The following is an 11,594-nucleotide window of genomic DNA, read 5'->3' as shown; positions in this document are numbered from 1 at the left end:
GGTGCGCAGCTGAAGCGGCGTCAGCACCGGTTTGCGCGCGTCCTCGCCGCGTTCGAACGGCGTCATCGGCACCTTGTCGACGCCGAAGATGCGGACGATCTCCTCGACGATGTCGGCCTTGCCGTGCACGTCCGAGCGCCAGGACGGTACCGCGACCTTCACGACGGGGCCCGGGCCCGCCATCATGAAGCCGAGATGGGTCAGGATACGCTTCATCTCGGCTTGCGGCACTTCGATGCCGGACAGGCGCTTCACTTCCGTGACCGGAAAATCGATCACGCGGTCGTCGCCAAAAGCCTTGCCGACCACGACGGACTCGGACGGCGCGCCGCCGCACATCTCCATCACCAGCTTGGTCGCGAGCTCGAGCCCCGGCACCATGAAGGCCGGATCGACGCCGCGCTCGAAGCGGTAGCGCGCATCGGAATTGATGCCAAGCTTGCGCCCGGTCTGCGCGATGTTGATCTCGTTCCACAGCGCCGATTCGATCAGCACGTCGGTGGTATCATCGTCGCAGCCCGAGGCCTCGCCGCCCATGATGCCGGCGAGCGATTCGACGCCGTGCTCGTCCGCGATCACGCAAATGGCGGGATCGAGATTGTAGCTGCGGCCGTCGAGCGCGAGCAGCGTCTCGCCGTCGCGCGCGCGCCGCACGATGAGATTGCCCTTCACCTTCTTCGCGTCGAACACGTGAAGCGGACGCGCGCGGTCGTAGGTCATGAAGTTGGTGATGTCGACAAGCGCGTTGATCGGACGCAGCCCGATTGCGGTCAGCCGCTTCTGCAGCCATTCCGGCGACGGCTTGTTCTTCACGCCGCGCACGAGGCGAAGCGCGAAGCCCGGACACAGCGTGGAATCCTCGACCGTGACCTTCACCGGGCACGGAAATTCACCCTTGATCGGCTTGATCGTGGGATCCTTAAACTTGCCCATGTCGGCCGCGGCAAGGTCGCGCGCGATGCCGTGCACGCCGGTGCAGTCCTGCCGGTTCGGCGTCAAATTGATCTCAACCACGGGATCGCCGAGCGCGGCCCATTCGGCATAGCCCGCGCCGAGCGGCGCGTCCGCCGGCAATTCCATGATGCCGTCATGGTCGTTGGAAATCTGCAATTCGGCCGCCGAGCACAGCATGCCGCGGCTTTCGACGCCGCGGATGGTGCCGACACCGAGCGTGATGTCCTTGCCGGGAATATAAGTGCCAGGCGGCGAGAACACGCTGACGAGACCCGCACGCGCATTCGGCGCGCCGCACACCACCTGCACCGGCGCGCCACCGTCACCGGTGTCGACCATGCAGACGCGCAGGCGATCCGCATTCGGATGCTGCTCGGCCGAGATCACCTTTGCAATGGTGAAAGGCTTCAGCGCCTTCGCCTTGTCCTCGATGTTCTCGACCTCGAGCCCGATCATGGTGAGCTTCTCGGCGAGCTTGTCGAGCGGCTCGTCGGTCTCGAGATGATCCTTCAGCCAGGAGAGGGTGAATTTCATGGCTGTGTGCCTCGGGTCTTGAGAGTGTTTACTGAGTTGATTTGGTCGGTGTCAGGGTTCCCTCCCCCCTTGTGGGGGAGGGTTAGGGAGGGGGGTGAGCCGCGGGCGCCGACAGAAGCTGCCTGGCGGATCGCCTCAACAACGCCTTCCAAGTTTGACATCACCTGCTCATTGGTGAAACGCAGAGTTTGAAAGCCCTCGGATGCGAAGAACGCATCGCGCCGCTGATCCATCCTCTGACGCTCTTCGAAATCGTGAGATTCTCCGTCGACCTCGATGACGAGCTTTGAAGCGAAACAAACGAAGTCAGCGATATAATTGCCGATCGGAGTTTGACGACGAAATCCGATGCCATCCATGTGATTGGCTTTGAGGTAACGCCACAGCAGCGTTTCGGCGCGCGTCATCGTGCGGCGAAGCTGCTTCGCTCGGCTGCGCTGACGCTCGCTGACGACTGCGTGCGGCATCCGCGGCTACCCCCCTCCCTGACACTCCCCCAAAAGGGGGGAGGGAACGGAGAGAGCCTTCGCTGGCGCGAGTCCGAGCGTCGGCGTGGCTGGAGCAACCGTATCCCAGCAAGCCATCACGAGCTCAGCCCTCCGGCAAGCGTTGGCACTTCGAGCGGCTTGAAGCCGTAATGGGACAGCCAGCGGACGTCGCTGTCGAACAGCTGGCGCAGGTCGGCGATGCCGTATTTCAGCATGGCGATGCGATCGATGCCCATGCCCCAGGCAAAGCCCTGGTACTCGTCGGGATCGATGCCGCAGGCGCGCAGCACGTTCGGATGCACCATGCCGCAGCCGAGAATCTCGAGCCAGTCCTCGCCCTCGCCGAAGCGGATCTCGCCCTTGTCGCGGCGGCACTGGATATCGACTTCCAGCGACGGCTCGGTGAACGGGAAGAACGAGGGGCGGAAGCGCATGTTGATGTGGTCGACCTCGAAGAACGCCTTGCAGAACTCGTGCAGGATCCATTTGAGATGGCCGAGATGCGAGTGCTTGTCGATGACGAGACCTTCGACCTGGTGGAATTGCGGCGTGTGGGTCGCGTCCGAATCGATGCGATAGGTGCGGCCCGGACAGATGACGCGGATCGGCGGCTTCTGGCTCAGCATGGTGCGCACCTGCACCGGCGAGGTGTGGGTTCGCAGCAGCATGCGCGAGCCGTCTTCCTTCGGATGGAAGAAGAAAGTGTCGTGCATCTCGCGCGCGGGATGGCCTTCGGGGAAGTTCAGCTTGGTGAAGTTGTAATCGTCGGTCTCGATGTCGGGGCCTTCGGCGACCGAGAAGCCCATGTCGGCGAATATCGTGGTCAGCTCGTCCCAGACCTGGCTCAGCGGGTGGATGCGGCCGGCTTCAGTCGGCGCGTCGCGCAGCGGCAGGGTGACGTCGATGGTCTCCGACGCCAGCCGCGCATCGAGCGCCGCCGATTTCAAGACGTCGCGGCGCGCGGCGAGCGCCTGGGTGACCTCGTCCTTGGCCTGGTTGATCGCGGCGCCCTGCGTCTTGCGCTCGTCCGGCGACATCTTGCCGAGCGTCGCGAGCAAGGCTGAGATCGAGCCCTTCTTGCCGAGCGAGGCAACACGCACGGCTTCGAGGGCCGCTTCGTCGCCGGCAGCACTGATCTGCGCGAGGATGGATTGAACGAGACTGGCGAGGTCGGACACGGTCGGATCCCTCAAACTTGCAAAAGGCTGCCGGGTTGTGGCCGCAGCCGGGGCGGAACGTCAAGCCGAATGGAGGTCGTAAATGCGGGGCAATTGAACCGTCAAGGCATGGCTGGCACCAACCTGAACGCGAAGGAGAAGACTGATGCGTTTGAGATCCTGCGTGGCCGGCCTGGCCCTGGTTCTGTTGGAAGGCATTCTGGGAGGCGCGGCGCTCGCCGAAGAATGCCAGGCGAAATCCACGTCGATGGATGACATCGTCGTGGCTCTGAACGCGGCGCCGAGCTGCGACCGTGCCATGAAGCTGTTCGAGGCCTGCGCATACGGCGCCAGCGGCGACGTGCAGTTCGGTGAGGCGGTCGAGAAGAAGTGCGAGGCCGATTTCAGCGGCCAGCTGGGGCCGCCACAGAAGCTCAGCTACCAGCGCGAGTTGCGGATCTGCGACCAGAAGTACCGGAACAAGTCCGGTACCATGTATATCTCGGCCACGGCCTTCTGCCGGGCGAAGGTCGCCCAGCGCTACTCGCAACGCGCTCTGAAGGCCGGCGGAGCCGGCCGCTAGCGTCGCACGGCTCAGGCGGCGAGCGCGGCCTTGGCCTTCTCGGCGATCGCCTGGAACGCGGCGGGCTCGTGGACCGCGAGATCCGACAGCACCTTGCGGTCCACGGTGATCCCGGACTTGGCCATGCCGTCGATAAATCGGCTGTAGGTCAGGCCGAACGGACGGACGGCAGCGTTGATGCGCTGAATCCAGAGCGCGCGGAATGTGCGCTTCTTACGCTTGCGGTCGCGGAAGGCGTATTGCTGGGCCTTCTCCACGGCCGGCTTGGCGGCGCGGATGGTGTTCTTGCGGCGGCCATAGAAGCCCTTGGCGGCCTTGTAGACTTTCTTGTGCTTGGCGTGGGCGGTCACACCGCGTTTGACGCGAGACATGACAAATATCCTTCAGAGATGACTTCGGTTTCGGATCGCCGCGCGAATGCGGCGCGAGATGGCAGTGATCGCGGACGCGATCAGGCGTTCGGCAAGAAGTACTTCTTGACGTTGTCGCCGTCGGTCTTGAACAGCACGCGGGTGCCGCGGAGCTGACGGATCTGCTTCTTCGTCCGCTTGATCATGCCGTGACGCTTGCCGCGCTGGGCGTGCATCACTTTGCCGGTGGCAGTCACCTTGAAGCGCTTTTTAGCGCCCGATTTGGTCTTCAGCTTGGGCATTTGGCTCTCCTAATGGCCACAGAGATCCGCCCGCGAAGGCGGCTGGCCGTCAAAAATGCTCGTTAGAGCGTTGATTGTGCTCAGGTTTCACGAACAAGCGCGAAACCCACACGAAACACCGCCACGGCAGCCCTTAATCAGCCGGGCGATGAAGGCTGGGCTTATGGCAGAGGACGAGCCAATTGGCAACGATGAACCGGTGGAACCTGCCCGGCGACTATCCGGAATTGCTGCCCTCATGTCCAAGTCTGTCGCCCGGAGCAGGACCAAAATGGCCCATTTTTCCCAGTTGCTTTCGTCTATGACCGATTTCGTCCGCCCGCGCCAACTGGCGCTGTTCGCCGTGCTCGCAACGGCTGCGCTGCCGTCGACTGCCGATGCCCGCGTCGGCAGCTACGACGGCGTCTGGAATGTCACCTTCGCCACCACACGGGGCAATTGCAGCTCCGGTTACAGCGTCCCGTTCGCCGTGACCGGCAGCCGGGTCTCGTCCGCCGGCGGGGGCCGGGTCTCCGGCAGGGTCAATCGCAGCGGCGCAGTCGCGGTCCAGGTCTCGGTTGGTGCGTCCCATGCCAGCGGAGGCGGCCGGCTCGCTCGCGTGAACGGCACCGGATCGTGGAAGGGAATCATTTCTGGAGACCAGTGCAGCGGCACCTGGCAGGCAACGCGGACCTGACTATCGCCAAGAAGGCGGTGCACTCCCTCCCCCGCTTGCGGGGGAGGGTTGGGGAGAGGGTGTCTCCGCAACGGGATAGTCTTGCAGAGGAGACAGCCCTCACCCGGCGCTTCGCGCCACCCTCTCCCGCAAGCGGGCGAGGGTGCAGCAACGCTCGCGGCGTGCACCCCCGCACAAACAAAACGGCCCGCCGGAAATCCGGACGGGCCGTTGAATTATCAGTCCTGACAAACCGGCGTCAGCGCGGCGCCAGCACCATGACGACCTGACGGCCCTCGAACCGCGCGTCCTGCTCGACCTTGGCGAGCTCGGCGACGTCGGTCTTGATCTTGTCGAGCAGCTTGGTGCCGATCTCCTGATGCGCCATTTCGCGGCCGCGATAGCGCAGCGTGATCTTGACCTTGTCGCCCTCTTCGAAGAACCGCTGCATCGCGCGCATCTTCACGTCGTAATCGTGGTCGTCGATCATCGGGCGGAGCTTGATCTCCTTGATCTCGACGATCTTCTGCCGCTTGCGGGCTTCGGCGGCTTTTTTCTGGGCGGAATACTTATACTTCCCGTAGTCCATGATCTTGCAGACGGGAGGGCTGACGTTCGGCGAGATCTCGACCAGATCCATGCCGGCCTCCTGGGCCATGCGGATGGCCGCAACAGTCTCGACCGTGCCTTTGTTGTCACCGGCCTGATCGATCAGCTGGATCTGCGCATTGCGAATATCATCATTGATGCGCGGCCCATCTTTGCTGGCGACGGGCGGGGCTTTATTGGGACGGCGAATGGGTGGTTCTCCAAAGTTGTGAAAGAGGCTGCTATTTTGCAGGAAGATGCGTTGGCCGGCAAGCAATTCGCTCGGAGCGCGATCGAAAAACACTCAAATGCGAGGTATTTCGGCCACGCCTGGGCACGCTGACGGACATAGACACCTTGCTTCCGTTCCGCAAGCGTCCCAAAGGGGCAATGCCGGTATCCGGCGCTGCGGAATACGACAGGACAGCTCAAACCGTGCAGCCAGGGGAAACGTTCCATGACCCATGCAATTCCAGAGGCCGTGCCTAGCTCCATCGACGTGGGCGAGGGCACGTCAGCACGCAGGATCGCGGTACGCAGCCGGCCCGGGCAAGGGCCCGGGCTGCTCTGGCTCGGCGGATTCAAGTCGGACATGCAGGGCAGCAAGGCCCTGGCGCTGGACGGCTGGGCCCGGGATCATGGCCGCGCAATGGTCCGGTTCGACTATTCCGGCCACGGCGAATCCGGCGGCGATTTCGCTGATGGAACCATCGGCCGCTGGCTGCAGGAGAGCGTGGCGGTGTTCGAGCGCTTCTGCGAGGGCCCGCAGGTCCTGATCGGCTCGTCCATGGGCGGCTGGATGGCGCTGCTGCTCGCGCGCGAGATCAAGAAGCGGCAAGAGAAACAACAGGCCAAGGCATCGCTGGCCGGTCTCGTCCTGATCGCGCCGGCGCCGGATTTCACCGAAGAGCTGATGTGGAAGAATTTTTCGTCCGCGGTGAAGCAGGAGATCGAGACCAAGGGCGTTTGGATGAGGCCGTCGGACTATGGCGACGGCTCGCCCTATCCGATCACGCGGAACCTGATCGAGGAGGGGCGCAATCATCTCGTGCTCGGCAGCGCCATCGATCTCGGCTGCCCCGTCCGCATCCTGCAAGGCGCGCAGGATCCCGACGTGCCCTGGCAGCATGCCTTCGCGCTGACGCACCGCCTGCCGGCAGACGATGTCGTGCTGACCATGATCCAGGACGGCGATCACCGCCTCTCCCGCCCGCAGGACATCGCGCGCATTCTTGCCGCGGTGGCGGAGATCGGGTGAAATTGCTCGCCAAGAATTCGATGTCATCGTCCGCGAAGGCGTACCGGATGCCCCGGTCAAGCCTATGGTCAAGCCGGGGCATGACTGAGCATGAGGAAGGAGAAACGCCAATGACCACCACCGCGATGCTGCGCGCGTTCTGCGATGCGGTCGAGCAGCGCAACGGCCGCGCGTTTGCCGAACTGTTCACCGAGGACGGCGTCTATCACGACGTCTTCTACGGCGCCTTCGCTGGCCGCGCGAAGATCGCGGAACTGATCGACGACTGGTTCTATCGCACGGCGACCGATTTCCGCTGGGACATGCATGACCCCGTCACCGACGACACCACGCTCTATGCGCGCTACACCTTCAGCTACAAATCAACCCTGCCGGAAGCAAACGGCGCGCGGGCGATGTTCGAGGGTGTGGCGATCATGACGCTGCGTGACGGCCAGATCGTGGGCTATCACGAGGTCGCCAACACCGCGCCGGCGTTCGTCGATCTGAAGTTTGCACCGGAACGGATTGCGAAGATCGTCGCCAAGCAGGGCGCCGAGTTGAAGGCGCGGCCGGAGATGCAGCGACATTTGAAGTAGCTTCTCCATTCGTCATCCCGGGGCGCGCCTCTTGGCGCGAGCCCCGGAATGACGAATGGAGAGCGTTGTCGCGCCGCTACCGCTTCGACGGATTCACGAGCGGCTTGCGCTGTGCCAGCGCCGCTACCGTCGCGGTGCCGATCGGACCCTGTTCGTCGTAGAGCCAGCATTCGCCGATCGCGACGCCGTCGGTGGCGTGATGATTGACCACCTCGAAGCCGATCCAGCTCGTCACCGGCAGACGATGCAGATAGATCGTCACGTCGCTGTTGATGTAGCCGAGCCCCTTGTCGCCGGCATTCGCAAACGGGCTGGCGAAATCGGCGCCGGTGGCGACATGGACGAACGGCGTCATCGGCGCGCCCGCAACGAGTTCGCGCACCTCGCTCATCCAGAGCCGGCGCGGACCGAGCGAGCCCATATGGCCGACGATCGGCCGCGTCGTCCATTTGCCGTTCATGCCGAGCCGGGGATCGGTGGGTTTGGGAATATCGGCCGGCTTCGGCGCGTCCCAGTTCGGCGGCGACCAGACGTTGCCGTCCGGATTTTGCGTCCGCCGCAACAGCTGGCACGAGGCGCGCGCCATGCTGACGCCGCCGGAGACGAGCTCCGCTTCCACCACGCGGATGCGCATTCCGTCGCGCACCAGGCGTGTCGTCACCTCGATCGGCTTGTCGATGGTCGGCAGCCGAAACATGTCGACGGTGAGCCGCGCCGGCACGAATTCAGGCCCGGAATAGCGCTCCTCGATGGCGAAGCCGAGCAGGCCGATGATGACGCGCCCGTGCAGTGATGTCGGATCCCACGGACCGTTGGCCACTTCCGTCGGATGGAATGTGTCGCCGTCACGGGTGAAGAAAGGCATGTTTGTCATGATGCGCGAGATTGCGGGAATGAGTGGGAAAATCAAGGGTGGTGAGAGCGAATGTCGTCGCCACAACAATCGCTGTCATCGCCCGGTCTTGATCGGGCGATCCAGTATTCCAGAGACGGCAGTGGGAGAGCCGAGAAGCCGCGGCGTACTGGATGCCCCGTTCAAGCCGGGGCATGACACCGAGCATTAGGAGGCGGCCTGCCACTCCTCACGAACGCTTTCGTCGTGCTCACTGGCAATGGCGTTTACGCTAAGCGCCTCGAACGCCTCCCGCGACATCAACTGCCCCAGCGCCCACACTGCGGCCCCGCGCACCAGCGGGCTCGCATCATCGAGCAATCGCCGCGCCTCTTCAGCCAGCGTCGCATCGCCGGAATTGCCGATCGCAATCAGCACGTTCCGCAAAAAGCGGTCGCGGCCGATGCGCTTGACCGGCGATTTCGTGAACAGCGCGCGAAACGCGGCGTCGTCGAGCCGTGCCAGCTCCGCAAGTTCAGGCGCGCGCAATTCGTCGCGCGCGGCAAGCTTGGCCTCGCGTCCTTCCTGCGCGAACTTGTTCCAGGGACACGCCGCAAGGCAGTCGTCGCAGCCGTAGATGCGGTTGCCGATGGCTTTGCGAAACTCGCGCGGGATCGGCCCCTTGTTCTCGATGGTCAGGTACGAGATGCAGCGGCGCGCATCGAGCTTGTAGGGCGCGGGAAACGCAGCGGTCGGGCAGATGTCGAGGCAGGCCTGGCACGAGCCGCAATGATCGATCTCGGCGTCGTCGCGCGGCAGCTCCAGCGTGGTGTAGATCGCGCCGAGGAACAGCCACGAGCCGAATTCGCGCGAGACGAGGTTGGTGTGCTTGCCCTGCCAGCCGAGACGCGCGGTTTGCGCTAAGGGCTTCTCCATCACTGCCGCGGTGTCGACGAACACCTTCACGTCCGATGGCGCGGTCGCCACCAGCCAACGCGCCAGCGCCTTCAGCCGCTTCTTGATGAGGTCGTGATAGTCGTCGCCTTGCGCATAGACCGAGATCGCCGCGCGCGTGCGCTGTTCGAGGATCGCGAGTGGATCCTGGTCGGGACCGTAATTGACGCCGAGCATGACCACACTGCGCACGTCGCTCCACAGCCCGCGCGGATCGACGCGGCGCTCCGGCTGAGCGGCGAGCCAGTCCATGTCGCCGTGACCGCCCGAGGCGATGAATTCGAGGAAGTATTTTCCGGCGTTCTCGATTGTGCCGGGTGCGGTGACGCCGATGCAATCGAAGCCGAGCGCACGCGCTTCGCGCGCAAGCGCCGTTTTCAGTTCAGTCGGATCGGAGCTCAGAAATCCAGGTCCACGTAGGTCCGCGACGCCGGCACGCCGGCCAGCCATTCGCTGAGGAGCGGACGGAACGACGGACGGGACTTCACCCGCGCGTACCACGCCTTTGCTGCGTCGTCCTCGCTCCATGGCACGTCGCCCAGATAGTCGATCGCCGAGAGATGCGCCGCGGCGGCGAGGTCCGCGTAAGTGAGCCGGTCGCCGGCGAGGAAATTACGCGTCTGCGCCAGCCAGCCGATATAGGCCAGATGATAGCGCACATTGGCCTTGGCGGCGCGCATCACGTCGGCCGAAGGTGGCCCGCCGCCGTTCTCCTCGCTCATGAAGCGCTTGTAGATGCGCTCCGTCACCAGCGGGTGCGAGACCTCCTCGAAGAACTTTTCGTTGAACCAGGCCATCAGCCGGCGCACCTCGACGCGCTCGGAGATCGTTTCCGGCATCAGGCGCTTGGGTCCCATCTCGGCACCATAGGCCTCGTCGACATACTCGGCGATGATCGCCGCGCCCGGGATCGGGGGCTGCTCGTCGTCGACCATCACGGGCGTCGTGCCTGCTGCATTGAGCAACAGAAACGCCTCGCGCCGTTCCCAGCTGCGCTCCTCGACCAGCTTGAGGTCGAGCCCGTATTCGCCCGCGATCAGGCGGATGAAGCGCGAATGCGGACAGAACGGATGATGAAACAGCGTAAACATGAAGCCTTTGACTATTTGATGGTGCTTAAGAATCCATCAATGTTTGTGCGGCGCCACACTAGTCCTTCAAAACCGCGAAGCAAGGGCGTGATTTCGCATTTTGCGATTGCGGCATGGGGGCGAATAGGCGAGAAGGGCCCCGCTTTTCCAGCCGAAATGGACCGTAAATATGTCAGATGCAATACGGGCAGTGATCCTCGGCATCATCGAGGGTGTGACCGAGTTCCTTCCCGTGTCCTCGACCGGCCACCTCTTGCTTGCGGAACGCTTCTTCCATCTTGGTGAAGGCGCCTTCTGGGATTCGTTTACGGTTCTGATCCAGTTAGGTGCGATCCTCGCGATCGTCGGACTTTACTTCAAGAAGCTGTGGGATGTCGTGATCGGCTTCTTCACGGGCGATGCTTATGCGCGCCGCTTCGTGATCGGCGTGCTGGTGGCGTTCCTGCCCGCCGTGATCGTCGGCCTCGTTGCCGGCAAATACATCAAGAGCGTGCTGTTCAATCCCTGGGTGGTGTGCTTCACGCTGATCGTCGGCGGCGCCATCCTGCTCTGGGTCGACAAGCTAGACCTCAAGCCGCGCGAGCATGACGCCACCCGGTTTCCGCTGCTGATGTATCTCTATATCGGCATCGCGCAATGCGTAGCGATGATCCCGGGCGTGTCGCGTTCCGGCGCCAGCATCGTCGCCGCGATGTTCCTGGGCGCCGACAAGCGCGCGGCGGCGGAGTTCTCGTTCTTCCTCGCCATCCCCACCATGATCGGCGCGTTCGCCTACGATTTCTACAAGAACCGGTCCGAGATGACGATGGACCACATGGGCATCGTCGCGATTGGCTTCGTGGTGTCGTTCATCACCGCGATCATCGTGGTCAAGACGTTCCTGGAATACGTCACCCGGCATGGCTTCGTGGTGTTCGCCTGGTGGCGCGTCATCGTCGGGACGCTCGGCCTGATCGCGCTGGCGCTGGGTCGTTAAGATTACCGGTCCGTAGCCCGGATGGAGCGCAGCGCAATCCGGGATCCTGCCACAAGCGACGCCGGCGCCGGATTGCGCTTCGCTCCATCCGGGCTACAGGGCCTGGCGATCTCACTCACGCCTTCAACGCAAAATAAGCTTTTGATCGGTAGGCAGTTTCCAAGGCAGGGCGGCGCGCGCCCGGCACAGGAGCTGAACCATGACCCTCGTCAGCGGCTGGGGGCGCTTCCCGGTCGTCGATAGCGATGTGCTGCGTCCGCGCTCGTTCGCGGCGGTCGGCGAGGCCGTCTCGTC

The 11,594-nt window shown here is 63.7% G+C and carries 14 protein-coding genes; 5 read left to right on the top strand and 9 right to left on the bottom strand.

Translation table 11 applies throughout. The features are described 5' to 3' along the window. The 3 genes from pheT to pheS all read right to left on the bottom strand — a co-directional run. A partial coding sequence (gene pheT, locus MOV75_RS12830; protein ID WP_247005871.1) for a phenylalanine--tRNA ligase subunit beta occupies positions 1 to 1,488 on the bottom strand: 1,488 nt, incomplete at its 3' end. Continuing rightward, entirely contained in the window at positions 1,485 to 1,955 is a 471-nt protein-coding gene (locus tag MOV75_RS12825) for an endonuclease domain-containing protein (RefSeq protein ID WP_247005861.1), read from the bottom strand. The genes pheT and MOV75_RS12825, both read right to left, overlap by 4 nt. A 116-nt stretch (positions 1,956 to 2,071) precedes the next feature. Next, positions 2,072 to 3,154 carry a phenylalanine--tRNA ligase subunit alpha gene (pheS, locus tag MOV75_RS12820; RefSeq protein WP_038932708.1) on the bottom strand — a complete coding sequence of 361 codons (1,083 nt, stop codon included), beginning with the start codon at positions 3,152 to 3,154 and terminating at the stop codon, positions 2,072 to 2,074. A 145-nt stretch (positions 3,155 to 3,299) separates the two neighbouring features. On the opposite strand from pheS, the gene MOV75_RS12815 reads away from it, so the two are divergent. Further along, positions 3,300 to 3,716 carry a hypothetical protein gene (locus MOV75_RS12815; protein ID WP_247005859.1) on the top strand — a complete coding sequence of 139 codons (417 nt, stop codon included), beginning with the start codon at positions 3,300 to 3,302 and terminating at the stop codon, positions 3,714 to 3,716. A gap of 11 nt (positions 3,717 to 3,727) precedes the next feature. Here the strand turns inward: MOV75_RS12815 and rplT are convergent, their stop codons facing one another. Together rplT and rpmI are read right to left on the bottom strand one after the other, a co-directional pair. Then, on the bottom strand, positions 3,728 to 4,087 hold the full coding sequence (gene rplT, locus MOV75_RS12810; protein WP_063198836.1) for a 50S ribosomal protein L20: 360 nt from the start codon (positions 4,085 to 4,087) through the stop codon (positions 3,728 to 3,730). Positions 4,088 to 4,167: 80 nt separating this feature from the next. Then, a complete protein-coding gene (rpmI, locus tag MOV75_RS12805) occupies positions 4,168 to 4,368 on the bottom strand; it encodes a 50S ribosomal protein L35 (RefSeq protein ID WP_008539890.1) in 201 nt (66 codons plus the stop codon). A gap of 271 nt (positions 4,369 to 4,639) precedes the next feature. Between rpmI and MOV75_RS12800 the strand changes: the two genes are divergently transcribed. Continuing rightward, on the top strand, positions 4,640 to 5,044 hold the full coding sequence (locus MOV75_RS12800) for a hypothetical protein (RefSeq protein ID WP_247005857.1): 405 nt from the start codon (positions 4,640 to 4,642) through the stop codon (positions 5,042 to 5,044). A gap of 238 nt (positions 5,045 to 5,282) precedes the next feature. On the opposite strand, the gene infC is transcribed toward MOV75_RS12800, so the two are convergent. Further along, positions 5,283 to 5,822: a translation initiation factor IF-3 gene (gene infC, locus MOV75_RS12795; RefSeq protein ID WP_091962567.1), complete on the bottom strand. Its 540-nt coding sequence runs from the start codon at positions 5,820 to 5,822 to the stop codon at positions 5,283 to 5,285. A gap of 246 nt (positions 5,823 to 6,068) precedes the next feature. Between infC and MOV75_RS12790 the strand changes: the two genes are divergently transcribed. Together MOV75_RS12790 and MOV75_RS12785 are read left to right on the top strand one after the other, a co-directional pair. Beyond that, positions 6,069 to 6,869: a carboxylesterase gene (locus tag MOV75_RS12790; RefSeq protein WP_247005850.1), complete on the top strand. Its 801-nt coding sequence runs from the start codon at positions 6,069 to 6,071 to the stop codon at positions 6,867 to 6,869. Between the two features lie 110 nt (positions 6,870 to 6,979). Next, positions 6,980 to 7,447: a nuclear transport factor 2 family protein gene (locus tag MOV75_RS12785; protein WP_246925027.1), complete on the top strand. Its 468-nt coding sequence runs from the start codon at positions 6,980 to 6,982 to the stop codon at positions 7,445 to 7,447. Between the two features lie 76 nt (positions 7,448 to 7,523). Here the strand turns inward: MOV75_RS12785 and MOV75_RS12780 are convergent, their stop codons facing one another. The 3 genes from MOV75_RS12780 to MOV75_RS12770 all read right to left on the bottom strand — a co-directional run bounded on the left by MOV75_RS12780 (position 7,524) and on the right by MOV75_RS12770 (position 10,324). Further along, positions 7,524 to 8,321, bottom strand: a complete 798-nt coding sequence (locus MOV75_RS12780; RefSeq protein WP_246925026.1) for an acyl-CoA thioesterase domain-containing protein — start codon at positions 8,319 to 8,321, stop codon at positions 7,524 to 7,526. 186 nt (positions 8,322 to 8,507) lie between these two features. Continuing rightward, positions 8,508 to 9,683 (bottom strand): tRNA epoxyqueuosine(34) reductase QueG, encoded by a 1,176-nt coding sequence (queG, locus tag MOV75_RS12775; protein WP_246925024.1) that lies wholly within the window; start codon positions 9,681 to 9,683, stop codon positions 8,508 to 8,510. Further along, positions 9,632 to 10,324, bottom strand: a complete 693-nt coding sequence (locus MOV75_RS12770) for a glutathione S-transferase family protein (protein ID WP_246925022.1) — start codon at positions 10,322 to 10,324, stop codon at positions 9,632 to 9,634. Before MOV75_RS12770 ends, queG begins: the two co-directional genes overlap by 52 nt. Positions 10,325 to 10,493: 169 nt before the next feature. Between MOV75_RS12770 and MOV75_RS12765 the strand changes: the two genes are divergently transcribed. Next, the gene (locus MOV75_RS12765) at positions 10,494 to 11,300 is read left to right on the top strand and encodes an undecaprenyl-diphosphate phosphatase (protein ID WP_246925019.1); all 807 of its coding nucleotides are present in this window, start codon (positions 10,494 to 10,496) and stop codon (positions 11,298 to 11,300) included. Positions 11,301 to 11,594: the final 294 nt, after the last annotated feature.

Origin of the sequence: Bradyrhizobium sp. PRIMUS42, assembly GCF_023006515.1 — a bacterium.
Taxonomy (GTDB): Bacteria; Pseudomonadota; Alphaproteobacteria; order Rhizobiales; family Xanthobacteraceae; genus Bradyrhizobium.
Note: the sequence above shows the minus strand (reverse complement) of the source record. Positions and strands in the feature narration are given on the sequence as shown.